Origin of the sequence: Pseudomonas putida, from assembly GCF_001976065.1 — a bacterium.
GTDB lineage: Bacteria > Pseudomonadota > Gammaproteobacteria > Pseudomonadales > Pseudomonadaceae > Aquipseudomonas > Aquipseudomonas serbica.
In genome coordinates this window covers 118105-143137 of sequence record NZ_MNAH01000012.1, presented here as the reverse complement: position 1 = coordinate 143137, position 25033 = coordinate 118105, and the positions used below count along the sequence as shown (strand labels likewise).

Here is a 25033-nt window from a genome sequence, read left to right as displayed (position 1 = left end):
AGGCATGTGAAGCGGGCAGGATGCGAACATCAATAACCAGAGGATGGAAGCATGCAAGGTACTTCTGCAAGTCCCCAGCGACTGAATGCTGCTCAGCGATCTGCACATATTCGCCAAGTGGTGCTGGCCAAGGGCGTCGAACTGCGCCAGCGCTACCCGGTTCTCAATCATCAGGACGCGTTGGGCGCAGGCATTCTGGCCTTCGCACTGGTCGGCATGATCGGTTCGGCGGCGCTCTACATCGAGGGTTACATGGCGTGGTGGGTGTGTTTGCTGCTCAACGCATTTTTCGCTTCCTTGACCCACGAACTCGAGCACGACCTGATTCACAGCATGTACTTTCGCAAGCAGCGGGTGCCGCACAACCTGATGATGGGCCTGGTCTGGCTGGCGCGTCCGAGCACAATCAATCCATGGATTCGTCGTCACCTGCACCTCAATCACCACAAGGTGTCCGGCACCGAGACCGACATGGAAGAACGCGCCATCACCAACGGCGAGCCTTGGGGATTCGCGCGGTTGTTGATGATTGGCGACAACATCATGTCGGCGTTCATCCGCATGCTCCGGGCCAAAACCTGGGCGCACAAGTTCAGCATCATCCAGCGCACGCTGAAGGTCTACGCACCGCTGGCGCTGCTGCACTGGGGCGCGTGGTACGTGTTTCTCGGCTTCCACGCCGCGAACGGCATCGCCTACCTGACGGGCACGCCGATCGAGTGGTCGGCGACCACGCTGTCGGTGATGAACGTGATCGATATCGCCGCAGTGGTGATCATCGGGCCGAACGTGCTGCGGACGTTCTGCCTGCATTTCATCAGCTCCAACATGCACTACTACGGCGACATCGAGCCGGGCAATGTGATGCAGCAGTGCCAGGTACTGAACGCCTGGTGGCTGTGGCCGTTGCAGGCGTTCTGCTTCAACTTCGGAAGCAGCCACGGCATCCACCACTTTGTGGTGAAGGAACCGTTCTACATCCGCCAGATGACCGTGCCGGTGGCGCATAAGGTGATGCGTGAAATGGGCGTGCGGTTCAATGATTTCGGGACGTTTGCGCGGGCCAATCGGTTTGTGCGCGGGGAGGAAGTTCAAGGTGAAACCGTAGAGGGTGCGCGCGCCTGATGGCCTCTTCGCGAGCAGGCTCGCTCCCACAGTTTGATTTTCAGTGAACACAAAATCTGTGAACAACCAAGAACCACTGTGGGAGCGAGCCTGCTCGCGAAAGCGGTAGTTCAGTCACTACTAATCCGGCTGAAACGGCGACTCACTAAAAATCATCCCGGTCTGACCTGGCGCTGTGAACGGCGGAGTTTCGTGCCCGCCAGGGCGATGTCCAGGGACGGTTGGGTCAGCGTGCCCGTCGATTTCAAGATTCATTAAACCGACACCAGTTTAGCGCGAAACGTTTACACGAGGAGTTCACCATGTTGTCGGTGATCATCGCACGCTAACAGGTTTGAGTTTTTCCGGGGCCGTCTCCTTGGCAGGGTGCGGCCCTTTTTTTATTTCTGTCAAACACATCACCCCTGTAGGAGCTGGCTTGCCAGCGAAAGCGGTGTGTCAGGCACGACGCCTTCGCTGGCAAGCCAGCTCCTACAGGTTAGCTTGTTGCATATTCGATATAGGTCTTAATAAATAGCTTCTTATTCCTTAACGAATATAAATCCCGTCCCTATACTCGACCAGGAACAGACACGCAGCAGGAGAGCTTCCCCCATGCGCAACGAATCCATTCGCTACCTGATTGTGCCGGGCTGGCAAGGATCGCCGGAAGATCATTGGCAAAGTCATTGGCAGAACAGCCTGCCGAACAGCGCACGGGTGGAGCAGGCCGACTGGCTGACGCCGCGTCGAGAAGACTGGGTCGCGGCACTGGCCGAGGCGATTGCCGCCGACAGTACCCCGGTCATCCTGATCGCCCACAGCCTTGGCTGCATTACCGTCGCGCATTGGGCGGCGACAGCGCCCGTGCAATTCCTCCGTCAGGTGCGTGGCGCCTTGCTGGTCGCGCCAGCGGACGTCGAGCGCCCGGCCTGCGCGCCAGCCCTGCGCAATTTCGCACCGATTCCAACCGATCTGTTGCCGTTTCCCAGCCAGGTCGTCGGCTCCGACAACGACAGCGCCGTCAGCGCGCCGCGGGCCCTGGAGCTGGCGCGTAACTGGGGCGCGGAAGCGGGGATCCTGGCGGGTGCCGGGCACATCAATGTGAAGTCGGGTCATCAGCGTTGGGAGCAGGGTTTTGCCTACCTCTATCGTCTGCAAAACCGCATGGAACACCACGCCCTGCGCCGCGCCTGAACATTTTGTTTTTTTCAACGCCCCCGTCCTTTGGCGGTCTTGGGCGGGAGCCTGCCATGAGCTTTGAAACCTTTGGCCAGCCGCTGCTGACCTTTCCCGACGCAGAAAAAAGTCCCCTGAGTATCCGTGCCAAGGCGCTGGTATTTGTCGATCCACGCTCGCGGCAGTTGCGCCAGGAGCTGGAGCAACTGGCGCCGCGCTCAATCTCGGTGCTGATACGTGGTGAAACCGGCAGCGGCAAGGAGCTGTTGGCGCGGCACATCCATCGCGCCAGTGATCGGGGTGGCTTGTTCGTGTCGGTCAATTGCGGCGCGATAAGCCCGACCTACGCCGATGCCGAATTGTTCGGCTATGCCGCCGGCAGTTATAGCGGGTCGGCCAGCAGCCGCGCGGGTTGGTTCGGTTCAGCCAACGGCGGTACTTTGTACCTCGATGAAATCGGCGACCTGCCGCTGCCGATCCAGATCAAATTGCTCGCTGCCCTGGAAAACCACGAAGTGACCCGCGTCGGCTCGCACCAACCCAGCCCGGTGGACGTGCGCCTGGTCGCCGCCACCAGCATCGACCTGGCCCAGGCGGTGGCCGCCGGTAAATTCCATGAGCGGCTCTACCACTACCTCAGCGAAGGCCAGCTCGAACTGCCGGCCCTGCGCGAGCGGGTGGGCGACATCCTGTCCCTGGCCGAATATTTCCTCGGCATCTACAGCCAGCGCCTGAACCTGCCCGTGCCACTGATCAGCGAGGCCGCGCAAGCGGTGTTGGAGCGACACAGCTGGCCGGGCAATACCCGGGAGTTGGAAAACGTCATTCATTTTGCGCTGTTGGTGAGTACTGGCGACGAGATCCTGGCTGAGCATTTGAATTTGCCCAATGAAGGTTTGGCGCAAATCGAACGGCAACTTCAACAGATTCTCGACAACGGCTCCGCCGCCGAAAAAGAAGCTCTGAAACAACTCCTGAAAAACACCGCCCTCCAGTAGGAGCGCGCTTGCTCGCGATTGGGCCAACGCGGCTTTTCTGGAGGGACGCCATCGCCGGCAAGCCAGTTCCTACAGTTGAATGCGTGGGCTAGAGTTGTATGAACAAAATGGAATATGAAAGTGAATAAAAGATATTGTTCGGGAATAAAAAATCCCGGTATTGTCCGCGTCACGCCAGCGATAGCACTTCACTGGCACTTAAATATCTAGCCGTCGCCACAAGCGACCGTGATTTTCGATAAGGACACTGCATGAAAAAGGTTCTGTTGTTCACCGCACTGGCGGCTGCCCTGACTGCGGGCCTGGCCCAGGCTGGCGAGAAACTGGTGGTGGCGGCGACCCCGGTTCCACACGCCGAGATTCTTGAACTGATCAAGCCAACCCTCGCCAAAGAAGGCGTGGACCTGGATATCAAGGTCTTCACCGACTACGTTCAGCCAAACGTACAGGTCGACCAGAAGCGTCTGGACGCCAACTTCTTCCAGACCCTGCCGTACCTGAAAAGCTTCAACGAAGGCAAAGGCACCAATCTGGTGACCGTGATCGGCGTGCACGTTGAACCGTTCGGCGGCTACTCGAAGAAAGTCAAAACCCTGGCCGAGCTCAAGGACGGCGCGACCATTGCCATCCCCAACGAAGGCAGCAACAGCGGCCGTGCCCTGATCCTGCTGCAGAAGGCTGGCCTGATCGAGTTGAAAGATCCGAAAAACGCCGTGTCCACGCCAAAGGACATCGCCAAGAACCCACACAACTTCAAGTTCAAGGAGCTTGAGTCGGCCATGTTGCCGCGTGTGCTGGATCAGGTCGACCTGGACATGATCAACACCAACTACGCGTTGGAAGCAGGCCTGAACCCGGCGAAAGACGCGCTGATCATTGAAGGTTCGGATTCCCCATACGTGAACTTCCTGGTAGCTCGCCCTGACAACAAGGACAGCGCCGCCATCCAGAAACTGGCCAAGGCATTGACCAGCCCGGAAGTGAAAGCCTTCATCGAGAAGAAGTACAGCGGCGCGGTACTGCCGGCGTTCTGATTCGCGAGGTAAACCCGTAAGGTTTCCAACGCCGACGGCTGATAGAGCGTCGGCGTTTTTTATTGCACCAGAACAATCAAAGGTCAGGCCAATACCACGCCGGCTCATCCAGCAGCCGCTGCCCGACAATCCCGGTTTGCCCGAGATTCTTCTCCAGCACGATGCAATTGCATTGCGCATCTTCCTGCAACGCCGAAATCAGCCGCCGCGCATGGGATACCACCCACACCTGACACTGCGCGGACGCGCGGATGATCAAGCGCGCCAGCGCCGGCAGCAGATCCGGATGCAGGCTGGTTTCCGGTTCGTTCAGCACCATCAACGTCGGCGGCCTGGGCGTCAGTAGTGCCGCCACCAGCAGTAGATAACGCAATGTCCCGTCCGACAGCTCGGCTGCCGATAACGGCCTCAACAGTCCCTCCTGATAAAACTCGATAGCAAAGCGCCCGCCGGCCAGCGGCTCGATGTGCAGCCGCGCACCGGGGAATGCATCGCTGATCGCGTTGCGTAATGCCTCGGGGTCGCCGATTTCGATGATGGTCTGCAACGCCGCCGCCAGGTCCCTGCCGTCGTGGTGCAGCACCGGCGTGCGGGTACCCAGTTGTGGCTGGCGCACCGGGGCGTCGGCATCACTGCGAAAGTGATCGTAGAAGCGCCAGCGGCGGATGAACTCGCGCATCTCCAGTACTTCCGGCGAGGTGCGCAGGCTACCGACCTGATCGAACAGGCTGTCGAAATTCGGCGTGTGTTGAGCCAGCACGTCCCAACTGCGGTTGGCCCGGGCACGAATCAGCGGGCCGTTGCGATCCACCAGCAGGCTCGCTGGTCGGTAGAACGGCCCGGCCCACAAGCACTCGCGCTTGATTTGCGGGTCGAGGCTGAAGCGGGATGGAATAGGAGTACTGTGCCCGGGCAGCATGAAATGACCATTGGAATCGGGCAGCCCCAGGCTGATCGAGTAACCGAAGTCTTCCCCGGAGAATCCCAGTCGCAGGCGCTTCACGCCCTTTGGCAGCGTCGCCTCGATCGGCACTTCGCCATTGCGCATGCGCCTGCTGATGGTTTCCGGGCCGGCCCAGAAGGTCGAATGCAGGCCTCCCTCGCGGGCCAAAGCATTGACCACGCCGCCCTGGGCAGTTTCCGCCAGCAGGCGCAGCGCGCGATAGAGATTGGATTTGCCGCTGCCGTTGGGCCCGGTAATCAGGTTCAGCCGGCCCAGCGGGATCACTAGTTTATTGATCGAGCGGTAATTGGCCACCGCCAGGGTTTTGAGCATGAGGACCTTCCCTGTGACCCGCGTAGGTAAGCGTTGCAAGCCTGCGATTTAACGCTTTTTTATAGATCAGGATCAAAAGATCTCAGCCTTCGGCAGCGCCTGCAGTGGAAATGACGATTATTGCGTGGGCGAAGGTTAAACGCTGTTCTAAGCTGACAGACGAATCGCGCCCGTTCAACGCAAAGGAGTCTGCATGGCTGGTCCCGGATTGAAAATAGTGCTTGGCCTTAGCCTCCTGGCTTTGCTAAGTGCTTGCGACAAAGAGAAACCGGTCGAGAAGGACCGGCCACGGGTTTTCGTGCAGGAGGTCAAGCTGGCCGACTACGCCGTCAACATCACGTTGACCGGTGATGTCCAGGCCCGGGTTCAAACCGAGCTGTCGTTCCGTGTCGGGGGGAAGATCATCCAGCGTACCGTTGATGTCGGTGACCGGGTTTCGGCCAGGCAGGTGCTCGCCAGGCTCGATCCCAAGGACCTGCAGACCAACGTGGATTCGGCCCAGGCACAAGTCGTCGCCGAACAGGCCAAGGTCAAACAGAACGCCGCCGCCTTCGTGCGCCAGCAAAAACTCCTGCCCAAGGGCTATACCAGCCAAAGTGAATACGATTCCGCCCAGGCGGCCTTGCGCAGCACCCAAAGCTCGCTGGCGGCGGCCCAGGCCCAATTGGCCAACGCCCGTGAACAACTGAGCTACACCGCGTTGATCGCCGACGCGCCGGGCGTGATCACGGCGCGGCAAGCCGAGGTCGGCCAGGTGGTGCAGGCTACGGTACCGATTTTCAGCCTGGCCCGGGATGGAGACCGGGATGCGGTATTCAACGTCTACGAATCACTGCTGGCCGAGCCGCCGTCCGATAGAGCGGTGGTGGTCAGCCTGCTGGATAATCCAGCGATCAAGACCACCGGGACCGTGCGCGAAGTCACCCCGGCCGTCTCCGAGCAAACAGGCACAGTGCAGGTCAAAGTCACCCTCGACGCCTTGCCGCCAGGCATGCAGTTGGGCTCGGTGGTGAGTGCCACCGCCAACACCCGGGGCAAGTCCGCCGTGGAGCTGCCGTGGTCGGCGCTGACCAAGAACGTCACCCAGCCGGCGGTGTGGCTGGTGGATGGCGAGGGCAAGGCGCAGTTGCACAACGTTACGGTTGGCCGTTACCTGACCGGTAAAGTCATCATCAGCGCCGGGCTCACCGGCGGTGAAAAAGTCGTCATCGCCGGCGGCCAGTTGCTGCACCCTGGTGTGAAGGTGGAAATCGCCCAGGACACCTACAAGGAACTGGCAGCGGAGTCTCAGCCATGAAGCGTCTGTTACTGGTATTGGCCGGTGTGATGCTGGTGGCCTGCTCGAAAGAAGAACCCGCTCCGGAGCCGGTGCGTCCGGTCCTGTCCATCAAGGTGAAGGCCCTGAATGAAGAGAACCTCGGGCGTTTCGCCGGCAGCATCCAGGCCCGTTATGAGAGCAACATCGGTTTCCGTGTGCCGGGGCGCATTGCCAGCCGCAGCGTCGATGTCGGTGCCGAAGTCGACAAAGGGGCCTTGCTCGCCACGCTCGATCCCACCGACCAGCAGAACCAGTTGCGCTCGGCCGAGGGTGACCTGGCGAGTATCCAGGCGCAGCTCATCAATGCCCAGGCCAGCGCCCGACGCCAGCAGCAATTGTTCGATCGCGGGGTGGGCTCACAGGCGCAACTCGACAGCGCATTGACCGACCTGAAAACCACCCAGGCCTCGCTCGATCAGGCCAAGGCTGCGGTCAGCCAGGCCAGGGACCAGCTCAACTATGTTGAGTTGCGCGCCGATCACAAGGCCGTGGTCACGGCGTGGGCTGCCGAAGCCGGGCAAGTCGTCACCGCGGGTCAGCAGGTGGTGACCCTGGCGCAGCCGGATATCAAGGAAGCGGTGATCGACCTGCCCGACACCTTGATCGATCAGCTACCCACCGACGTGGTATTTCAAGTCGCTTCACAACTGAACCCGAGCATCGCCACCACGGCTATCGTGCGTGAAATCGAACCCCAAGCGGAAAGCGCGACCCGAACCCGCCGTGCGCGCCTGACGCTGACCGAGACACCGCCCGCGTTTCGTCTCGGCACGGCGATCAGCGTGACCTTGAAAAGCGCGATCAAGCCGCGCATCGAACTGCCCCTGAGCGCATTGCAGGACGTCGACGGCAAAGCCCGCGTCTGGGTCATCGATACGCAGACGCAAACCGTATCCCCGCGGGATGTCAGCGTCGTCAGCCGAACGGACAGCACGGTGGTGCTGGCCAACGATATCAAGCCCGGCGAGCGAGTCGTCAGTGCCGGTGTGAACAGCCTCAAGCCGGGGCAAAAAGTGAGAGTCGACGAGGGCAACCCACAATGAAAGGGAGTTTCAACTTATCCGAATGGGCCCTCAAGCATCAGTCGTTCGTCTGGTATTTGATGTTTGTCTCGCTGCTGATGGGGGTGTTTTCGTACCTGAACCTGGGTCGGGAGGAAGACCCGTCGTTCACCATCAAGACCATGGTGATCCAGACCCGCTGGCCCGGTGCGAACCAGGAAGAAACCCTCAAGCAGGTCACCGACCGTATTGAGAAAAAACTCGAAGAGCTCGATTCCCTCGACTACGTGAAAAGCTACACGCGCCCCGGCGAATCCACGGTCTATGTGTACTTGCGCGACACCACCAAGGCCAAGGACATTCCGGAAATCTGGTACCAGGTGCGCAAGAAGATCGGCGACATTCGCTACTCGTTTCCCCAGGGCATTCAGGGCCCATCGTTCAACGACGAGTTCGGTGACGTGTTCGGCTCGATCTACGCCTTTACCGCCGACGGCCTGACGCTGCGCCAGTTGCGCGACTACGTCGAGCAGGCGCGGGCCGATATCCGGGGTGTGCCGGGCCTGGGCAAGATCGAGATGGTCGGCCAGCAGGACGAAGTCCTCTACCTGAACTTCTCGACGCGCAAACTGGCGGCGCTGGGTATCGACGAACAGCAAGTCGTACAAAGCCTGCAGACCCAGAACGCGGTGACCCCGGCCGGGGTGATCGAAGCCGGTCCCGAGCGGATTTCCGTGCGCACCTCCGGGCAGTTCATTTCCGAGAAGGATCTGGCCAACGTCAATTTGCGCCTCAATGATCGCTTCTATCGCCTGGCCGATATAGCCGACATCCAGCGGGGTTACGTCGACCCGTCGACGCCGGAGTTTCGCTTCAACGGCCAGCCCGCCATCGGCCTGGCCATTGCCATGCAAACGGGCGGCAACATCCAGGACTTCGGCAAGGCCTTGCACAAGCGCATGAGCGAACTGACGGCCAATCTGCCGGTGGGCGTCGGCGTGCACAACGTGTCCGATCAGTCTGTGGTGGTGGAAGCCGCCGTGGGCGGGTTCACCAGCGCCTTGTTCGAAGCCGTGGTGATCGTGCTGGTGGTCAGCTTCATCAGCCTCGGCGTGCGCGCGGGCCTGGTGGTGGCGTGCTCGATCCCGCTGGTGCTGGCGATGGTGTTTGTGTTCATGGAATACAGCGGCATCACCATGCAGCGGATTTCCCTCGGTGCGCTGATCATCGCGCTGGGCCTGCTGGTGGATGACGCGATGATCACGGTGGAGATGATGGTCTCGCGCCTGGAGTTGGGCGATACCAAGGAGCAGGCCGCGACCTTTGCCTACACCTCGACCGCCTTCCCGATGCTCACCGGTACCTTGGTGACGGTGGCGGGTTTCGTGCCCATTGGCCTCAATGGCAGCTCGGCCGGTGAATACACCTTCACCCTGTTTGCGGTGATTGCCGTGGCCATGATGGTTTCGTGGGTAGTGGCGGTGCTGTTCGCCCCGGTGATCGGCGTGCATATCCTCAGCGTCAATGTGAAGCCGCACTCGGCCGAGCCAGGGCGCCTGGGGCGGGCCTTCAATGGCGGTCTGCTGTGGTGCATGCGCAATCGCTGGTGGGCGATTGGCATCACCGTGCTGATATTCGGCTTGTCGGTTGTCGGCATGCGCTTTGTGCAGAACCAGTTCTTCCCGGCCTCGGATCGTCCGGAAATCCTGGTGGACCTGAACCTGCCGCAAAACGCCTCGATCGCTGAAACCCGTAAGGCCGTGGACAAGCTGGAAGCAACCCTCAAGGGCGACCCCGACATCGTGCGCTGGAGTACTTACATCGGCCAGGGTGCGATTCGTTTCTACCTGCCACTCGACCAGCAACTGCAGAACCCTTACTACGCGCAGCTGGTGATCGTTGCCAAAGACTTCGAGACGCGTGCGGCCCTCAGTGATCGCCTGCGTGAGCGCCTGCGCAAAGACTTCGTCGGCATCGGCAGTTTCGTCCAGGCACTGGAGATGGGCCCGCCCGTGGGGCGGCCGATCCAGTACCGCGTCAGCGGCCCGGACATTGACCAGGTGCGCAAGCACGCCATCGATCTTGCGACCGTGCTGGACAAGAACCCGCACATCGGCGAGATCATTTACGACTGGAACGAGCCCGGCAAGGTGCTGCGCATCGACATCGCCCAGGACAAGGCACGCCAGCTGGGCTTGTCGTCCGAAGACGTGGCGAACCTGATGAACAGCATCGTCAGCGGCTCGACCGTGACTCAGGTCGACGATGACATCTACCTGATCAACGTGGTCGGTCGTGCGGTGGACGCCGAACGGGGTTCGCCGGAAACCCTGCAGAACCTGCAGATCCTCACCCCGGGCGGCACCTCGATTCCGCTGCTGGCGTTTGCCACTGTGCGTTACGAGCTGGAGCAACCGCTGGTGTGGCGTCGCGACCGCAAACCGACGATCACCATCAAGACTGCGGTGATCGGTGATATCCAGCCAACCGATCTGGTGAAACTGCTCAAGCCGGACATCGACACCTTCGCCGCCTCGTTGCCTGCAGGGTACAAGGTTGCCACGGGCGGTACGGTGGAAGAGAGCGCCAAGGCCCAGGGGCCGATCAACCAGGTCGTGCCGTTGATGGTGTTCCTGATGGCCACCTTCCTGATGATCCAGTTGCACAGCGTGCAGAAGATGTTCCTGGTGGCCAGCGTGGCGCCGCTGGGTCTGATCGGCGTGGTGCTGGCGCTGGTGCCGACCGGGACGCCGATGGGCTTCGTGGCGATCCTCGGCATCCTGGCGCTGATCGGCATCATCATCCGCAACTCGGTGATCCTGGTGACCCAGATCGACGCGTTCGTGGCGCAAGGTTCGTCACCCTGGGATGCCGTGGTGGAAGCCACTGAACATCGTCGGCGACCGATTCTGTTGACCGCCGCAGCGGCGAGCCTGGGCATGATCCCGATTGCCCGGGAAGTGTTCTGGGGCCCGATGGCCTATGCCATGATCGGCGGGATTATCGTCGCCACGCTGCTGACACTGCTGTTTTTGCCGGCGTTGTATGTGGCCTGGTACAGGATCCACGAACCTAAGAAAGACGCCGCTTAATGATCGTTCCCACGCGGAGCGCGGGAACGATCAGTCGGCGCGACGCCACACACTCGCCAACCAAGGCTGCTGCTCCCGCGGCAGCCCTGCCGGCCGGTAGTAATGCTCCAGCTCCACAAACCCCGCCTCGGTCAGCAACTGCTGCCACGCCTGAAGATCGTGATACGCCCCATACCGCGCCCCGTTCCAGCCTTCCTGGTTCTCGCCACGGGGATTGGAACTGAATAACACACCCCCCGGCTTCAATGCCGCGCGCAGCTCCTTCAACACCCGGGGCAACTCCTGGCGCGGGATGTGAAACAGCACCGCGTTGGCAAAAATCCCGTCGAAGCGCTCATCCGGCAAATCCAGCTTCAGGAAGTCCTGCTGCCAAACCTCGCAACCGCTGTCCTCGCGGGCCATCTGCGCAAACTTCTCCGAGCCATCAAGGCCGACCGCCGTGTGGCCCATACGCGTGAAGGCCCGCAAGTCGCGACCGGGGCCGCAGCCAAAATCGAGAATGTCGAACGGCGCCTTGCCCTGAATGTGTCGCAACAGCGCATCGATGTTCTGGCTGACATCGTGATCGCGGGTGCCTTCGCGGAAACCTTCGGCCACCGAGTTGTAATGGCCCAGGGTGGTGGAGGTGATCTGCTCAAGGTCGGCGGGGGTCTGTTTCATGGTGGGCTGCGCAGGCAATTTGGATTTGTCGAATATACGCCATCAAGCCTGGGGCTGCTGCGCAGCCATTCGCTGGCAAGCCAGCTCCTACAATGGATCGCGTCGGTCACCTGTAGGAGCTGGCTTGCCAGCGAAGGCGATCTCACTGACTCAACCCTTTTTCATCCCCAAACATTCAATGGACCGATCAATCATCGCCTTGGCAATCGCCAACAAATGCCAAACCGAAAACACCATCGCCCGGTCGGCGCCCTTGAGTTGATCGCCGGTGAGGTAGAAATCAATGGCGCGGTAGAGGGCGGAACGGTCTCTGAGCAGGTCTTCAGTGACGGCTTCGTTGGTGGGGGTTTCGGAAGGTGGATCGGGGACGGATCTTTCCATGTGTTTCTCCTATTGCTGCATGGAGCCGTCACTTATCGCCTACTAAACGATTGGGTGGCGGCTGTACGCAGGTTAGTAGGCCGGTCAATAGGAAAACCGGTGCACCCGAAGGTGCCCCACGCACAGCCACCATATTCTGCGTGCGGCAAAAACGCCGGACATGAGCATGGAAACGCTATGCGCCTATTGTTCCGGGCTACTAAACCCGATCACTGATAAGCAGTGACGGACCGAGACTAACCACCGAATCTGGCAGGCGCAAGCGAGCGGAATAATCTAGGAAACGTCCTGCAAAGGAAAGGGATTTACCCCTCGGAATTGCCGATTTTCCTGTACGAAATATCGCCAGGATCTAGCGTTTGTTCAGTCCCCGAGCCAACCGATCCCCACCCAATTGAATCACCGCCACCAACGCCACCAGCAACACGATCACCGTCAGCATGATCTGGCTGTCAAAACGCTGATACCCATACCGGTACGCAATGTCCCCCAAGCCACCCGCACCAATCGCCCCGGCCATGGCCGATGAGTTGATCATCGTCACCAGCGTGATGGTAAAGCCGCCGACAATCCCCGGCAGCGCCTCAGGCAACAGCACATGCCAGACGATATGCCCACGTCGGCAGCCCATGGCTTGCGCCGCCTCGATCAAGCCGTGATCGACCTCGCGCAGGCTGACTTCGGCGATGCGCGCAAAGAACGGCGTGGCCGCGATGGTCAACGGCACCACGGCCGCCCACACGCCATAGGTGGTGCCGACGATCAACCGGGTGAACGGAATCAGCGCCACCATCAGGATCAGGAACGGAATCGAGCGGAACAGGTTCACGAAGGCACCCAATGCGCGGTTCAGCGCCGGGGCTTCATAGGTGCCGCCCTTGGAGCTGGTGACCAGGATCACCGCCAGCGGAATGCCCGCCAGCAGTGCGATCAACGACGACACGCCAACCATCAGGAAGGTGTCGATGAAGCCTTGCAGCAAACGATCAAACCACATAACCCAACACCTCCACCTGTTGCGCCCAATTGCCGGCGCGTTGACGCAATTCTTCGGCGCCGAGCGGCGAAGCTGTCACGGCCAGCAGCAGTTGCCCCAGCGCGTGCCCCTGAATTCGTTCCACGCCGCCCTGCAACAGGCGCACGTTGCCACCGAGGGCACCGAACAGCGCGGCAAGGTCCGGTTCGGCGTGGGCCGTTCCGGTAAATTGCAGGCGCAGCACCACCGCGTCTGCCGAAGACTGCGGTTGTTGATGCAGGCGGCTTTGCAGTTCCGGCGGCAGAGCGTGTTGCAACGGCGCGAGCAATGTCTTGCTGACTTCATGCTGCGGGTTGCCGAAGACTTCCCAGACCGGGCCTTGCTCGACGATTCGGCCATGTTCCAGGACCACCACGCGATCACAGATCTCGCGGATCACCGCCATCTCGTGGGTGATCAGGATGATGGTCAGGCCCAGGCGTTGATTGATCTCGCGGAGCAGGCCGAGGATCGATTGCGTCGTCTCCGGATCCAGTGCCGACGTGGCTTCGTCGCACAGCAAAATCGCCGGATCGTGGACCAGCGCGCGGGCGATGCCGACGCGCTGTTTCTGCCCGCCGGACAGTTGCGCCGGGTAAGCCGTGTGTTTGCCTTGCAGGCCGACCAGCTCCAGCAGTTCGCGAACCTTCTGCTCGCGTTTTTCCTTCGGCACACCGGCGACTTTCAGCGGCAACTCGACGTTCTGCCAGACGGTCTTGGCCGACATCAGGTTGAAGTGCTGGAAGATCATGCCGATGCGCCGACGCAGCGCCACCAGACGGTCTTCGTCGAACTCGCCAATGTCCACTTGATCGATCAACACGCGGCCCGAGGTCGGTTGCTCGAGGCGGTTGATGGTGCGGATCAGCGACGACTTGCCGGCGCCGCTGCGGCCGATGATGCCGAACACTTCACCGCGCTGGATCGCCAGGTCGATGCCTTGCAGCGCCGCCACCGGGCCTTGCTTGCCGTCATAGGTTTTGCCCAGGCCGACGAAACGCACGTGGGCCCGATTGAGCGCCGGGTGCAGTTCGGTCTGTTGAGCATTCTTGAGCTCCGGAATGTCCAGTAGCCGTTGCGTGGCAGCGGTCATGCTCAACTCTCCCAACCGGCTTGGTACAGCTTGCCGTGGGCTTTATCCAGGGCTGCGCGAACGGCTGGCGAATGCTGGTAGATGTCGACGAACTTGATCAGGCGCGGGTCGGTTTTGCTTTTTGGCTGGATCACGAACTGGATCACGTATTCCTTGTGGTCGAGGCCGTCGAACAGCAGGGCAGAACCGGCGTCGAAAGTCTTCGCCAGGCGGATATAGGCTGGGTAGCCCTGGACCAGGTCGGCGTCGTCATAGGCGCGCACCAGTTGCACGGCTTCGACTTGCAGGATCTTGATGTTCTTCGGGTTGGCGATGATGTCTTCTTCGGTGGCCTTGTAGCCCACCCCCGGTTTGAGCGTGATCAACCCGGCCTTGGCCAACAACTGCAAGCCACGGCCGCTGTTGATCGGGTCGTTGGCGATGGCCACGCTGGCGCCTTGCGGCAGTTCGTCGAAGCTTTTGTATTTCTTCGAATACAGGCCAACGTTGTTGATGATCCCCGGAGCGAAGGGCTCCAGGTCGAAACCGGAGGCGTTCTTGGCGTTTTCCAGGAACGGGATGTGCTGGAAGTAATTCACGTCGATATCGCCGGCGGCGAGGCTGACGTTGGGCGCAATCCAGTCAGTGAACTCCACGAGTTCGACTTTCAGGCCTTGTTTGCCGGCTTCTTCTACTGCTGCTTCCAATGGAATGGCGAAGGCGGCGGTGGTGCCGATTTTCAGTGGCGCGTCGGCGGCGAACAGCGCGGAGCTGAACAGGCCGAAGGCCAGGGCCAGTGCTTTGACTGGGTTGGAGAGGTGGTGCTTGGTCATAGTGGTATTTCCAGTCAGTGCATGAATTTGGGGTGTTTGGTCGGGCCTCTTCGCTCCCACAGGGGATTGCATTCCAAATGTGGGAGCGGGCTTGCTCGCGAAGCTTTTAACGGCGAAACGCCGATCCGGTATGTTGCTCAGGCAAATGCGCCTCTGCGTGAAACAGCTTTTCGCGCAAAGTCCCACTGTCGTAGGCGGTCTTGTACGACCCACGCCGTTGCAGGTGCGGAATCACCAGCTCAATGAAGTCCACATAGCTTTCCGGTGTGACGATCCGCGTCAGGTTGAAACCATCCAGGCCGGTTTCGGCGATCCACGATTCCAGTTCGTCGGCGACTTGCCCAGGCGAGCCGACCACGGTGATGTAGCGTCCGCCGAGGGCGTGTTGCTCGAGCAACTTTCGGCGGGTCCAGTCGTTGTTCTGCAGGTTTTTGGTGGCGGACTGGATCGCGTTGCTCTTGACGTACTGGATCGGTTCGTCGATGGCGTACTCGGAAAAATCGATGCCGGTGGAGGCCGAAAAATGCGCCACCCCGGCCTCGGCGCTGGCGTAGCTCAGGTATTCGGCGTGTTTGGCCCAAGCGAGTTCTTCCGTCGCGCCGACGATCACGTTCAAGCCCATGAACACCTTGATGTCGTCGGGATTACGCCCGGCCTCGACGGCGCTCGCACGGACCTTGTCCACCTGAACCTTGGTCGACGCCTTGGTCTGCCCGCTGATGAACACGCACTCGGCGTGCCGCCCGGCGAACAGCAGGCCACGATCGGAACTGCCGGCCTGGAACAGCACCGGGGTGCGCTGCGGCGAGGGTTCGCACAGGTGATAACCCTCTACCTGATAAAACTCGCCCTTGTGCTCGACCTTGTGCACTTTTCCCGGTTGCGCGTAGATCCGTTGCTGCGGATCGTTGATCACCGCGTCGTCTTCCCAGCTGCCTTCCCAGAGTTTGTACAGCACTTGCAGGTATTCATCGGCCTGGTCGTAGCGGCGGTCATGCTCGACCTGTTCGCTCAGCCCCATGGCCTTGGCGGCGCTGTCGAGGTAACCGGTGACGATGTTCCAGCCCACTCGGCCGCGACTCAAATGATCCAGCGTCGACATGCGCCGGGCGAACAGGTACGGCGGTTCGTAGGTGAGGTTGGCGGTGAGGCCGAAACCGAGGTTCCTGGTGACGGCGGCCATGGCCGAGACCAGCAGCAGAGGGTCGTTGACCGGCAACTGGATCGACTCTTTGAGCGGCACGTCCACCGAGTTCTGGTAGACGTCGTAGACGCCGACGATGTCGGCGATGAACAAACCGTCGAACAACCCGCGCTCCAGCAATTGCGCCAGTTCGGTCCAGTATTCGAGGGTCTTGTACTGGGTCGAGGTATCGCGCGGATGCGTCCACAGGCCATGGTTGATGTGCCCGATGCAATTCATGTTGAACGCGTTGAGCAGGATCTTCTTTTTCGCGTCGGCCATCAGATGGTCCCCCGCAGCGGCGGGTTTTCATCGTTGAGGTAGTAGTTGCCGACCGCGTGGTACTTCCAGCGCACCGGGTCGTGCAGGGTATGCACCCGGGCGTTGCGCCAATGGCGATCCAGGCCGTGCTCAACCAGGGTGGCCTGGCTGCCGGCCAGTTCGAACAAGGTAGTGCCGGCAGCGAGGGAGATTTCGGTGCTGATGGCCCGGGCTTCGGCGACGGCGATCGATGCGGCGGCGACGCTCGCGGCGTTGGTGTCAGCCTGGGCCTGGTCGAGGAATTCCCCAGCGCGCTCCAGCAAGGCCTCGGTGGCATGCAGGCGAATGCTCAAATGGCCGAAGCTCTTGATGGTCAGCGGGTCGTCGGTGGCTTTTTCATGGGTGGCGTCGATCCACGGCCGAGTCTTGGTGCGCACGAATTGCAGTGCATCTTCGTAGGCCGCGCGGGCGATGCCGGTGTCGATGGCGGCATGGAGAATCTGCGCCAGCGGGCCGACCGGGGTCGGACGCTCAAAAGCGCTCTGGAACGGGATCACGTCTTCGGCGGCAACGTAGACATCTTCGAACACCACCGAACCGCTGCCGGTGGTGCGCTGGCCGAAGCCGCTCCAGTCGTCGATCACGGTCAGGCCTTTGCTTTCACGCGGGACGAACGCCAGTTGCTGCACGCCGTTTTCATCGATCACCGAGGTCGGGATGCGCTGCGCGTAGATCGCACCGGTGGCGTAGAACTTGCGACCGTTGATGCGATAGCCGTCCCCATCGTGTTTCAGGCGGGTGACGCGGTCGTGGGCGGTTTTGGTGCCCAGTTCCGCCAGCGCATTGCCGAAGCGCTGACCGGCCAATACTTCGGCGTACAGGCGTTTTTTTTGCTCCTCGCTGCCGTTCACGCGCAGCACTTCCAGTGCGTAGAAATGGTTCTGCGGGATTTGCCCGAGGGAACCATCTGCCTGGGCGATCAGGGCGATGACCTTGGCCAGGGTGACGTTAGACACGCCGGCGCCACCGTATTCCTTGGGCACGCTGATGCCCCACAGGCCCGAACGGGAAAACACTTCCAGTTCCGGGTGCGGCAAACGGCGCTCGCGGTCGCGCAGGGCGCTGTCGCGTTTGAAATCTTCGGCCAGGTCGCTGGCGACGATCAGGGCTTGCTCATCGCTGGTGATGACGGCGACGTGTTGAGAAAGGGTCATGTGTTTCTCCAGAGCTCTGGTAAAAAGTGTCTGGGCGTTAAATCCAGGAGTGACGAGCCGGCAAAGTGCCGTTCAGGTGATAAGCGCCCACCGCGTGATATTTCCAGCGCACCGGGTCGTGCAGGGTGTGCACCCGGGCGTTGCGCCAGTGGCGGTCGAGGTTGAATTCGGCAAGGGTGGCGCGGCTGCCGGCCAGTTCGAAGAGCTTTTCGCTGGCCAGCAACGAGATCTCGGTGGTCAGCACTTTGGCTTCAGCCACGGCAATCGAAGCGCGGGCGGCGGATTCGGCGGTAAGCGGCGCGGCGCTGACCTGGTCGAGCACCTGCCCGGCCTTGCGCAGCAGGGCTTCGGCGGCGTGCAGTTCGATTTTCAGCTTGCCGATGTCGGCGATCACGTACAGGTCATCGCTGGCCCGTTCGACGTTGGCGTCGATCCATGGCCGGGAACGGGTTTTCACGAATTCAATGGCGTCGTCGATAGCGCCACGGGCGATGCCAGCGTCGATGGCGGCTTGAATCAGCTGCGAGACGGCGCCTTGGGTATTGGGCTTTTCATTGATCTTCCAGTTGTCCACCACCAACTCGGCGTCGACTCGCACGTTGTTGAGCAAAATGGTGCCGCTGGCGGTGGTGCGCTGGCCGAAACCGGACCAGTCATCGACGATGTGCAGTCCCGGCGTACCGCGACGGACAAAGGCCAGTACTTGCTTGCCGTCGTCATTGAGTGCCTTGACCGCGACCCAGTGCGCGAACAGCGCGCCGGTGGAATAGAACTTCTGCCCATTGAGCACATAACCATCGCTATCGGCGGTGATACGCGCCTTGAGTTCCAGGGTGTTTTTAACGCCGCGCTCCGGCCCGGCATTGCCGATTCGCCAGCCTTCCAGGACGCTCTTGAACAGCTGTTTTTTCTGCGCCTCGGTGGCGCTGCCGAGTATCAGGTTGAGAATGCCGAACTGGTTCTGCGGAATCTGCCCCAGGGCGGGGTCCGCTGCGGAAATGATCGCGAACACTTCGGCCAGGGCCACGAATGAAACCTGTGGGCCGCCATACTCGCGGGGAACGGCAATGCTGCCCAGGCCGCTTCGGGTGAATTGTTCGATTTCCGACCACGGCAGCTTGCGCTGCTGGTCGCGCCGGGCTGCCTGCAGGCGAGCGACTTGCGCCAGCTCATGGGCGGCCTTGATGGCTTGGGCGTCGTTGCGCAGCACCTGTGCGGGCAACAACAAGGGGGCGATGTCCAGGTCACTCTGGACGATTGCATCAGCCAGACTGGACATCAGTGCCGCTCCTTGGCTACACGCAATGCCCTGGCGATCTGCACTGGGGTGATTGTGTTCCGGACCATACCTACCTCACATCTCATGGAAACGCCGCGGGGTGCGGCGAACGAAAACAAGAATGTCCGGTGGTCCGGTTTATATACCCTAAACGTGTATATATTATTTTTGAACTAACTTTTAGGAATATGTATAGAAGGTCAAAAGCTCGCACCCTGCGGCAGCTCCCGCAGGAGCTTTTATCGGCTGCGGCTTTCAGCGGCCTTAAGCAGTTCTTTCTTTGGGATTCTCAGGTAAGGATTGGCGCAGCCGATTTTCAGATGGCGTGCTGGCGCCCAGCGCGAGTTGTTACCGACACGGTCGAGGATGCAGTAAGTCACCTCCAGGCGCAGGTCTTCGCCGGCTTCCAGAATGATCGCCGGTGGCACCCAGACCTGAATCGGCTGGCCCACATCACTCGCCTTCAGTGGCGGCAAATCCATGCGGGCATCGCCCCAGCGCAAGGTGATTTCGTCATCGGCAGCCATGTTCAGGTATGGCTCGATGGTCACGGGCACGCCGCGCTTGATCTGGTTGGGGTTCACTCCTTGCCGACGAATCGTTTCGGGAAGTTTTACCGGAGCCAGGCTCTGGTTCTCGTCGCCACTCAGCGCAGTTGGCTGGCCACCAGGGCACTCGAGTTTGGATTGAACGCGCCGGGCGGGCGAGACAATCGGGGCTTGTCCTATCTGCATGATCCGATAGTGAATGCGAGAAGCTCCACTGGCGATAAAACTCTCGGGTACCCGTAGTTGAACGGGCTGGCCAATCTCGTTGGTCTTGAGGGCCCTGGAGGCGACGTAGCAGTTGTCCCAGAACAGTTCGATCAGGTCGCCTTCATCCATCCCGGGGTAGGGCGGCACCTCGATCAGCAGGTGCGCCGCCGAGGCGAGGTTGATCCCGGCCTTGTGAGATTGCGCCAGTGTCGGGGCGGCAAGTTCTATTTTGCTTGAGGTGCTTGTCATGGAAGTCTCCTTGATGTTTTGCAATGAAGTCCGTTTCGGGAAACAACAGCAAAACCGTTCATTACTTTGATGTTAAATAATGATTTGGCGTGATCAGTGCCGCTGGCAGGAGACTAGATAAGAGTGCGCTGGAGTCGGTGTCAATAGAATGGATTAGTTAAGTTGAAGATTGGATGTTATTCAGAAAACTCCTACGCATTGAAGTTAATAAACCGTTCCGGCACGTCGAATTTACCTGCTCGGAGCGCCATTTTATAAGGGGTTATAGCCATTTGTCGGTTCGCGATGCGCATGCGGGTCCTGTCGGTAAAACTGTTGCGCGATACATATATGTATCGAGTGCGCTGACAATATGTGCTTGTCGTGCGCATGCATTTAATTATGTAAAGGTAAGGGGCTATACAAGGAGGGGTGGCACTTCCATCCATGGAAGTTAACCGATGTTGCGAGAGTTTTTAAGGATGGGCGTTATTCAGGAACTTGCTGAGAAACTGTTTCGTGCGCTCTTCCTTGGGGTTGGCAAACAACGCCTTCGCTTCGCCTTGTTCGACGATCACGCCCTTGTCGAAAAACACCACGCGATTGGCCACGTCGCGGGCGAAGCCCATTTCGTGGGTGACGATGACCATGGTGCGATTCTCTTCGGCAAGGCTGCGAATGGTCGCCAGCACTTCGCCCACCAGTTCCGGGTCGAGTGCCGAGGTCGGTTCGTCGAACAGGATCACTTCCGGCTCCATCGCCAGCGCGCGGGCAATGGCCACACGCTGTTGCTGGCCACCAGAAAGGCGGCGCGGGTAAGCGTCTTCCTTGCCCGCCAGGCCGACCCTGGCCAGCAGCTTTTTACCCAGGGCAACGGCGTCGGCGTGCGCGATCTTCTTGACGATGATCGGGCCTTCGATGACGTTTTCCAGGGCGGTGCGGTGGGGGAACAGGTTGAAGTTCTGAAACACGAAACCCACGTGCTGGCGCAAGCGACGCACCAGGCTCTGTTGCTGGTTCAGCGGGCGGCTGGTATCGATCTCGATGTCGCCGACCTTGATCCGGCCGCTGGTGGGTTCCTCGAGGAAGTTCAGGCAACGCAGGAAGGTGGTCTTGCCCGAGCCGCTTGGGCCGATGATCGCCACCACCTCGCCTTCCTTCACTTGCAGATCGATGCCGTTGAGCACGACTTGACCCTTGAACTGCTTTGTCAGTTTTTCCACGACAATCATGGGGTCAGGACTCCTGGTCGTGCCGGTTGACCCGTGCTTCCAACTGGTTCTGCAGGTGCGACAGCACCGTGGCCAGGACCCAGTAGATCAGCGCGGCGGCAAGGTACATGGTGAACACTTCGAAGGTACGGGCGGTAATCAGTTGCGCCTGGCGGAAGAGTTCCGGCACCTGGATGGTGGCAGCCAGAGCAGTGTCCTTGACCAGCGAAATGAAGCTGTTGCCCAGCGGTGGCAATGCCGTGCGCATGGCTTGCGGCAGGATGGCCCGGCGCAGGGTTTGCGCACGGGTCATGCCGATACTGGCAGCCGCCTCCCATTGGCCGCGCTCGATGGAACTGATCGCCGAACGCAGGATTTCACAGGCGTAGGCGGCCATGTTCAGCGAGAAGCCAATCAGGGCCGCCGGCAGCGGGTCGAGTTCCATGCCCAATTGCGGCAGGCCGTAATAGATCACGAACAGTTGCACCAGCAACGGCGTGCCGCGAAAGAACGACACGTAGATGCGGGCGATCCAGCTCACCAGCTTGAAGCGCGACAGGCGCATCAGTGCCAGGCCGAAGCCCATCACCAGGCCGAAGAACATCCCGCCCAGGCTCAAGATGACCGTGTAGTAGGCTCCCTTGAGCAGGAAGGGCAGGGAGTCCAGTGCGAGTTGAAAAGCTTCTTCCATTATTGAGTGACGTCAGCGCTGAAGTATTTTTCCGAAAGCTTTTTCAGCGTGCCGTCGGCGCGCAGCTTGTCGATGGCCTTGTTCACGGCTGCCAGCAGTTCAGGCTCGCCTTTGCGCAGGGCGATGCCGGCTTCCTGGCGGGAGAACGCTTCACCGGCGGCGGTGGTGTCTTTGGCTTTCTTGGCATATTCCAATGCGGCCAGACGGTCGATCAGGATGGCGTCGATACGGCCGACACGCAGGTCCTGGAACTTGGTCGGATCATCTTCGTAGGTGCGCACGTCAGCGGTCGGCACGTTGGCTTTGACCCACTGCTCGTAGTTGGTACCCAGGCCGACGCCGACTTTCTTGCCACCCAGGTCGGCAGCGGACTTGATGTTCAGCTCGGCGGCTTTCTTGGTCAGTACCAGTGCCTGAATCCCGGAAACGGTGTAGGGCTCGGAGAAGTCATACTTCTTCTTGCGCTCTTCGGAGATGGTCACCTGGTTGATCACGGCGTCCAGACGCTTGGATTCCAGGGCTGCGAGGATGCCGTCCCATTTGGTCGGTTGCAGCTTGACCTTCACACCCAGCTCTTTGGCCAGGGCTTCGGAGAATTCGACTTCGAAGCCGGTCAGTTTGCCGTCGGCGTCGACGAAACTGAACGGCGGGTAGGTGCCTTCCAGGCCGACGTTGATCACGCCTTTGTCCTTGATTTGTTGCAGTTGCTCACCGGCCACTGCCTGGCCAATCAAGCCGGCGCTGAGTGCAAGGCCCAGCGAACCCACCAGCAGATTTCGACGTAGTGCGGAAAAATTCATGACAAGCCCCTGTGTTTTCTTATGGAAGACGCTTAAGGAAAGTTGGCAAATTCGGGATTCGGACGACTGCGATATCCTGCCCTAAAGCAGCCTATGCGTCTCGTCGCAAATTCGCCTGCGGCGTGACTATATGATGGTGCTTTTAGATTAGAAAATAATAAATTCTATTTTTATTATTTCTTAATTGCATATGTGATTGATAGACCGCTTTCGCTGGCAAGCCAGCTCCTACAGGAGCTGGCGCAGGTTGCGATCTTTTGATCCTGGCCCTTACAAGAAGCTCGTGTAGGCAAACAACGCCGGCGCCCCACCGGTGTGCAGGAAGATGATCGGCCCCTTATCGAAACGCGAACGTCCGATCCCGTCCAGCAACCCCGCCATGGCCTTGCCAGTGTAGACCGGGTCCAGCAACAGGCCTTCCTGGCCGGCCAACAGTTTCACCGCTGCCAGCGTGCCGGCGTTGGGCTCGCCATAGCGCGGAGCGAAGTACTCGTCCCACAACTCGACCTTGAAGCTCTCCGGTAATGTCACCCCCAGCAACTCGGCGGTACGCTCGGCCAGGCCCTGGACTTTTGGCCGCTGATCTTCATCACTGCGCGAAACCGTGACGCCAATGACTGGCAGTTCCGGCAATGCTTCGCTCAACGCCAGTGCCAGGCCGCTGTGGGTTCCGGCGCTGCCCGAGGCGAGGACGACGGCGGCGAAATTCAGCCCGGTGTCCTTGATCTGCTCGGCCAGTTCCAGCCCGGCTCGTACATAACCCAGGGCGCCCAGCGCATTCGAGCCACCGATCGGCACCAGGTACGGCTTCTTGCCGTTGCTGCGCAGGCGGGCGGCCAGGGCGTGCAATTGCTCGTCGGCGTTATCCAGGTTCTCGACCAGTTCAACCTTGGCATCGAACAGGTCCAGCAACAGCCGATTGCCGTTGCCGACATAGTTGGCGTCGTCGGTGCCCAGCGGGTTTTCCAGCAGGGCCACGCAGCCAAGACCCAGCTTGGCCGCGATGGCAGCAGTCTGGCGTACATGGTTGGACTGCAGCGCCCCGGCCGTGATCAATGTGTCGGCGCCCTGGGCCAGGGCATCGGCCGCCAGGTATTCGAGTTTGCGCAGCTTGTTGCCGCCCATCGCCAACGGGGTCAGGTCATCGCGTTTGACGTAGACGTCGCGCCCGAGCCAGGCCGACAGGCGATCGAGTTTTTCCAGGGCGGTGGGCTGACTGAGCAGGTCGAGACGGTTAAAGCGGGCAAGCTGTTGTTTGATCATGGGTCCGTACTGGCGGTGAAAGGTCTCTGGACTATAGGCACGCCACTTTGTCGGGGCAACCGCCAATCGCTTATAGCCGATTGTAATTACGACAGCACAATTGGTTCTTAATTTCGCTTGCAAGCCTTGCCGTAAAGTAATCGCCGTCAGTGCGGCCAGACAGTCCGGCCGCCCGTGAGGAGTTTTTACCGTGAGTGAGCGTTCCAGCCATTGGCAATTGCAAACCATCGTCAGCCAGCTACGCACGGCACGTGAACAGTGGCGTGCACAGAACGGCCGCGCCAGCGGTGAGCAGGGTGGTCGCGAGTTGCCGTCACGGGCGGCCATGGCGGACATTCTCGAGGCACTCTGCGGTGCGCTGTTTCCGATGCGCCTGGGGCCGGTGGACTTGCGCGAAGAGAGTGAGGATTTCTACGTCGGCCACACCCTCGATGTGGCGTTGAATGCGTTGCTGGCCCAGGCACGCCTTGAATTGCGCTACGCCGCTCGCCACAGCGCCCAGGCCGACACTGAGGTCGAGGCGAAAACCATTCAGATCATCCAGGACTTCGCCCTTGCGTTGCCGGGGCTGCGCAGCCTGTTGGACACCGATGTCCTGGCGGCCTATCACGGTGATCCGGCGGCACGCAGCGTCGATGAAGTGCTGCTGTGCTATCCCGGCATCCTGGCGGTGATTCACCATCGCCTGGCCCACCATTTATATCGCGCAGGGCTGCCGTTGCTGGCGCGGATAAGCGCAGAAATCGCCCATTCGGCTACCGGCATCGACATTCACCCGGGCGCGCAGATCGGCCGCAGCTTCTTCATCGACCACGGGACCGGTGTGGTAATCGGCGAGACCGCGATCATCGGCGAGCGGGTGCGGATTTATCAGGCGGTGACCCTGGGGGCCAAGCGTTTTCCAGCGGATGAAGACGGCCAGTTGCAGAAGGGCCAGGCGCGGCATCCGATCGTCGAGGACGACGTGGTGATTTACGCCGGGGCGACGATTCTGGGGCGGATCACCATCGGCAAGGGCTCGACCATTGGCGGAAATGTCTGGCTGACCCGCAGCGTGCCAGCGGGCAGTAACCTGACCCAGGCCAACCTGCAGCTGGACGATGGGGCGCAGAAGTAAGCCCCAGTACACCTGATCGTTCCCACGCTCCGCGTGGGAATGCCTCAAGGGACGCTCCGCGTTCCCGC

22 protein-coding genes are annotated in these 25033 nt (G+C 60.5%); 8 read left to right on the top strand and 14 right to left on the bottom strand.

All coding sequences use genetic code 11. From position 1 onward, the window contains the following. Positions 1-51 precede the first annotated feature (51 nt). The 4 genes from BKX96_RS29535 to BKX96_RS29520 all read left to right on the top strand — a co-directional run bounded on the left by BKX96_RS29535 (position 52) and on the right by BKX96_RS29520 (position 4315). Positions 52-1125: a fatty acid desaturase gene (locus BKX96_RS29535; RefSeq protein WP_077186182.1), complete on the top strand. Its 1074-nt coding sequence runs from the start codon at positions 52-54 to the stop codon at positions 1123-1125. Between the two features lie 594 nt (positions 1126-1719). Next, on the top strand, positions 1720-2301 hold the full coding sequence (locus BKX96_RS29530) for an alpha/beta hydrolase (RefSeq protein WP_046815366.1): 582 nt from the start codon (positions 1720-1722) through the stop codon (positions 2299-2301). 56 nt (positions 2302-2357) lie between these two features. Beyond that, positions 2358-3281, top strand: a complete 924-nt coding sequence (locus tag BKX96_RS29525; protein WP_077186181.1) for a sigma 54-interacting transcriptional regulator — start codon at positions 2358-2360, stop codon at positions 3279-3281. A 251-nt stretch (positions 3282-3532) separates the two neighbouring features. Then, positions 3533-4315 (top strand): MetQ/NlpA family ABC transporter substrate-binding protein, encoded by a 783-nt coding sequence (locus BKX96_RS29520; RefSeq protein WP_046815364.1) that lies wholly within the window; start codon positions 3533-3535, stop codon positions 4313-4315. Positions 4316-4391: 76 nt separating this feature from the next. Here BKX96_RS29520 and BKX96_RS29515 read toward each other — a convergent pair whose 3' ends face one another. Continuing rightward, on the bottom strand, positions 4392-5591 hold the full coding sequence (locus tag BKX96_RS29515; RefSeq protein ID WP_046815363.1) for an AAA family ATPase: 1200 nt from the start codon (positions 5589-5591) through the stop codon (positions 4392-4394). A 193-nt stretch (positions 5592-5784) separates the two neighbouring features. On the opposite strand from BKX96_RS29515, the gene BKX96_RS29510 reads away from it, so the two are divergent. From BKX96_RS29510 to BKX96_RS29500, 3 genes are read left to right on the top strand one after another with little or no spacing between them, the layout of a single operon-like run. Then, complete coding sequence (locus tag BKX96_RS29510) at positions 5785-6888, top strand: efflux RND transporter periplasmic adaptor subunit (RefSeq protein WP_046815362.1); 1104 nt, start codon at positions 5785-5787, stop codon at positions 6886-6888. Continuing rightward, on the top strand, positions 6885-7952 hold the full coding sequence (locus BKX96_RS29505) for an efflux RND transporter periplasmic adaptor subunit (RefSeq protein ID WP_077186180.1): 1068 nt from the start codon (positions 6885-6887) through the stop codon (positions 7950-7952). Before BKX96_RS29510 ends, BKX96_RS29505 begins: the two co-directional genes overlap by 4 nt. Beyond that, the gene (locus BKX96_RS29500; RefSeq protein WP_077186179.1) at positions 7949-11002 is read left to right on the top strand and encodes an efflux RND transporter permease subunit; all 3054 of its coding nucleotides are present in this window, start codon (positions 7949-7951) and stop codon (positions 11000-11002) included. Before BKX96_RS29505 ends, BKX96_RS29500 begins: the two co-directional genes overlap by 4 nt. Positions 11003-11032: 30 nt before the next feature. Here BKX96_RS29500 and BKX96_RS29495 read toward each other — a convergent pair whose 3' ends face one another. The 13 genes from BKX96_RS29495 to BKX96_RS29435 all read right to left on the bottom strand — a co-directional run bounded on the left by BKX96_RS29495 (position 11033) and on the right by BKX96_RS29435 (position 23848). Continuing rightward, entirely contained in the window at positions 11033-11662 is a 630-nt protein-coding gene (locus tag BKX96_RS29495; RefSeq protein ID WP_077186178.1) for a class I SAM-dependent methyltransferase, read from the bottom strand. A 150-nt stretch (positions 11663-11812) separates the two neighbouring features. Continuing rightward, entirely contained in the window at positions 11813-12043 is a 231-nt protein-coding gene (locus BKX96_RS29490) for a hypothetical protein (RefSeq protein WP_077186177.1), read from the bottom strand. 352 nt (positions 12044-12395) lie between these two features. After that, positions 12396-13040 (bottom strand): methionine ABC transporter permease, encoded by a 645-nt coding sequence (locus tag BKX96_RS29485; protein WP_077186176.1) that lies wholly within the window; start codon positions 13038-13040, stop codon positions 12396-12398. Next, a complete protein-coding gene (locus BKX96_RS29480) occupies positions 13030-14151 on the bottom strand; it encodes a methionine ABC transporter ATP-binding protein (protein WP_077186175.1) in 1122 nt (373 codons plus the stop codon). The genes BKX96_RS29485 and BKX96_RS29480 overlap by 11 nt, the downstream gene beginning before the upstream one ends. A gap of 2 nt (positions 14152-14153) precedes the next feature. Continuing rightward, positions 14154-14963 carry a MetQ/NlpA family ABC transporter substrate-binding protein gene (locus BKX96_RS29475; protein WP_046815356.1) on the bottom strand — a complete coding sequence of 270 codons (810 nt, stop codon included), beginning with the start codon at positions 14961-14963 and terminating at the stop codon, positions 14154-14156. A gap of 106 nt (positions 14964-15069) precedes the next feature. After that, positions 15070-16428 (bottom strand): LLM class flavin-dependent oxidoreductase, encoded by a 1359-nt coding sequence (locus tag BKX96_RS29470; protein WP_077186174.1) that lies wholly within the window; start codon positions 16426-16428, stop codon positions 15070-15072. Continuing rightward, complete coding sequence (locus BKX96_RS29465) at positions 16428-17621, bottom strand: SfnB family sulfur acquisition oxidoreductase (protein ID WP_077186173.1); 1194 nt, start codon at positions 17619-17621, stop codon at positions 16428-16430. Before BKX96_RS29465 ends, BKX96_RS29470 begins: the two co-directional genes overlap by 1 nt. 37 nt (positions 17622-17658) lie before the next feature. Further along, positions 17659-18900, bottom strand: a complete 1242-nt coding sequence (locus BKX96_RS29460) for an SfnB family sulfur acquisition oxidoreductase (RefSeq protein ID WP_077186172.1) — start codon at positions 18898-18900, stop codon at positions 17659-17661. Between the two features lie 239 nt (positions 18901-19139). Then, positions 19140-19904: a hypothetical protein gene (locus tag BKX96_RS29455; protein ID WP_077186171.1), complete on the bottom strand. Its 765-nt coding sequence runs from the start codon at positions 19902-19904 to the stop codon at positions 19140-19142. Positions 19905-20359: 455 nt separating this feature from the next. Then, a complete protein-coding gene (gene tcyN / locus BKX96_RS29450; RefSeq protein WP_046815351.1) occupies positions 20360-21115 on the bottom strand; it encodes an L-cystine ABC transporter ATP-binding protein TcyN in 756 nt (251 codons plus the stop codon). Between the two features lie 4 nt (positions 21116-21119). After that, complete coding sequence (gene tcyL, locus BKX96_RS29445) at positions 21120-21785, bottom strand: cystine ABC transporter permease (protein WP_008057612.1); 666 nt, start codon at positions 21783-21785, stop codon at positions 21120-21122. Then, a complete protein-coding gene (tcyJ, locus tag BKX96_RS29440; protein ID WP_077186170.1) occupies positions 21785-22585 on the bottom strand; it encodes a cystine ABC transporter substrate-binding protein in 801 nt (266 codons plus the stop codon). Before tcyJ ends, tcyL begins: the two co-directional genes overlap by 1 nt. A 270-nt stretch (positions 22586-22855) precedes the next feature. Then, positions 22856-23848 carry a D-cysteine desulfhydrase gene (locus tag BKX96_RS29435; protein WP_077186169.1) on the bottom strand — a complete coding sequence of 331 codons (993 nt, stop codon included), beginning with the start codon at positions 23846-23848 and terminating at the stop codon, positions 22856-22858. Between the two features lie 190 nt (positions 23849-24038). Between BKX96_RS29435 and epsC the strand changes: the two genes are divergently transcribed. Then, entirely contained in the window at positions 24039-24965 is a 927-nt protein-coding gene (gene epsC, locus BKX96_RS29430) for a serine O-acetyltransferase EpsC (RefSeq protein WP_046815348.1), read from the top strand. The last annotated feature ends 68 nt before the right edge of the window (positions 24966-25033 follow it).

Coding starts and splice junctions, on each gene's coding strand:
- BKX96_RS29535 (WP_077186182.1), top strand. CDS start 52: ATGCAAGGTACTTCTGCAAGTCCCCAGCGACTGAATGCTGCTCAGCGA.
- BKX96_RS29530 (WP_046815366.1), top strand. CDS start 1,720: ATGCGCAACGAATCCATTCGCTACCTGATTGTGCCGGGCTGGCAAGGA.
- BKX96_RS29525 (WP_077186181.1), top strand. CDS start 2,358: ATGAGCTTTGAAACCTTTGGCCAGCCGCTGCTGACCTTTCCCGACGCA.
- BKX96_RS29520 (WP_046815364.1), top strand. CDS start 3,533: ATGAAAAAGGTTCTGTTGTTCACCGCACTGGCGGCTGCCCTGACTGCG.
- BKX96_RS29515 (WP_046815363.1), bottom strand. CDS start 5,591: ATGCTCAAAACCCTGGCGGTGGCCAATTACCGCTCGATCAATAAACTA.
- BKX96_RS29510 (WP_046815362.1), top strand. CDS start 5,785: ATGGCTGGTCCCGGATTGAAAATAGTGCTTGGCCTTAGCCTCCTGGCT.
- BKX96_RS29505 (WP_077186180.1), top strand. CDS start 6,885: ATGAAGCGTCTGTTACTGGTATTGGCCGGTGTGATGCTGGTGGCCTGC.
- BKX96_RS29500 (WP_077186179.1), top strand. CDS start 7,949: ATGAAAGGGAGTTTCAACTTATCCGAATGGGCCCTCAAGCATCAGTCG.
- BKX96_RS29495 (WP_077186178.1), bottom strand. CDS start 11,662: ATGAAACAGACCCCCGCCGACCTTGAGCAGATCACCTCCACCACCCTG.
- BKX96_RS29490 (WP_077186177.1), bottom strand. CDS start 12,043: ATGGAAAGATCCGTCCCCGATCCACCTTCCGAAACCCCCACCAACGAA.
- BKX96_RS29485 (WP_077186176.1), bottom strand. CDS start 13,040: ATGTGGTTTGATCGTTTGCTGCAAGGCTTCATCGACACCTTCCTGATG.
- BKX96_RS29480 (WP_077186175.1), bottom strand. CDS start 14,151: ATGACCGCTGCCACGCAACGGCTACTGGACATTCCGGAGCTCAAGAAT.
- BKX96_RS29475 (WP_046815356.1), bottom strand. CDS start 14,963: ATGACCAAGCACCACCTCTCCAACCCAGTCAAAGCACTGGCCCTGGCC.
- BKX96_RS29470 (WP_077186174.1), bottom strand. CDS start 16,428: ATGGCCGACGCGAAAAAGAAGATCCTGCTCAACGCGTTCAACATGAAT.
- BKX96_RS29465 (WP_077186173.1), bottom strand. CDS start 17,621: ATGACCCTTTCTCAACACGTCGCCGTCATCACCAGCGATGAGCAAGCC.
- BKX96_RS29460 (WP_077186172.1), bottom strand. CDS start 18,900: ATGTCCAGTCTGGCTGATGCAATCGTCCAGAGTGACCTGGACATCGCC.
- BKX96_RS29455 (WP_077186171.1), bottom strand. CDS start 19,904: ATGACAAGCACCTCAAGCAAAATAGAACTTGCCGCCCCGACACTGGCG.
- tcyN (WP_046815351.1), bottom strand. CDS start 21,115: ATGATTGTCGTGGAAAAACTGACAAAGCAGTTCAAGGGTCAAGTCGTG.
- tcyL (WP_008057612.1), bottom strand. CDS start 21,785: ATGGAAGAAGCTTTTCAACTCGCACTGGACTCCCTGCCCTTCCTGCTC.
- tcyJ (WP_077186170.1), bottom strand. CDS start 22,585: ATGAATTTTTCCGCACTACGTCGAAATCTGCTGGTGGGTTCGCTGGGC.
- BKX96_RS29435 (WP_077186169.1), bottom strand. CDS start 23,848: ATGATCAAACAACAGCTTGCCCGCTTTAACCGTCTCGACCTGCTCAGT.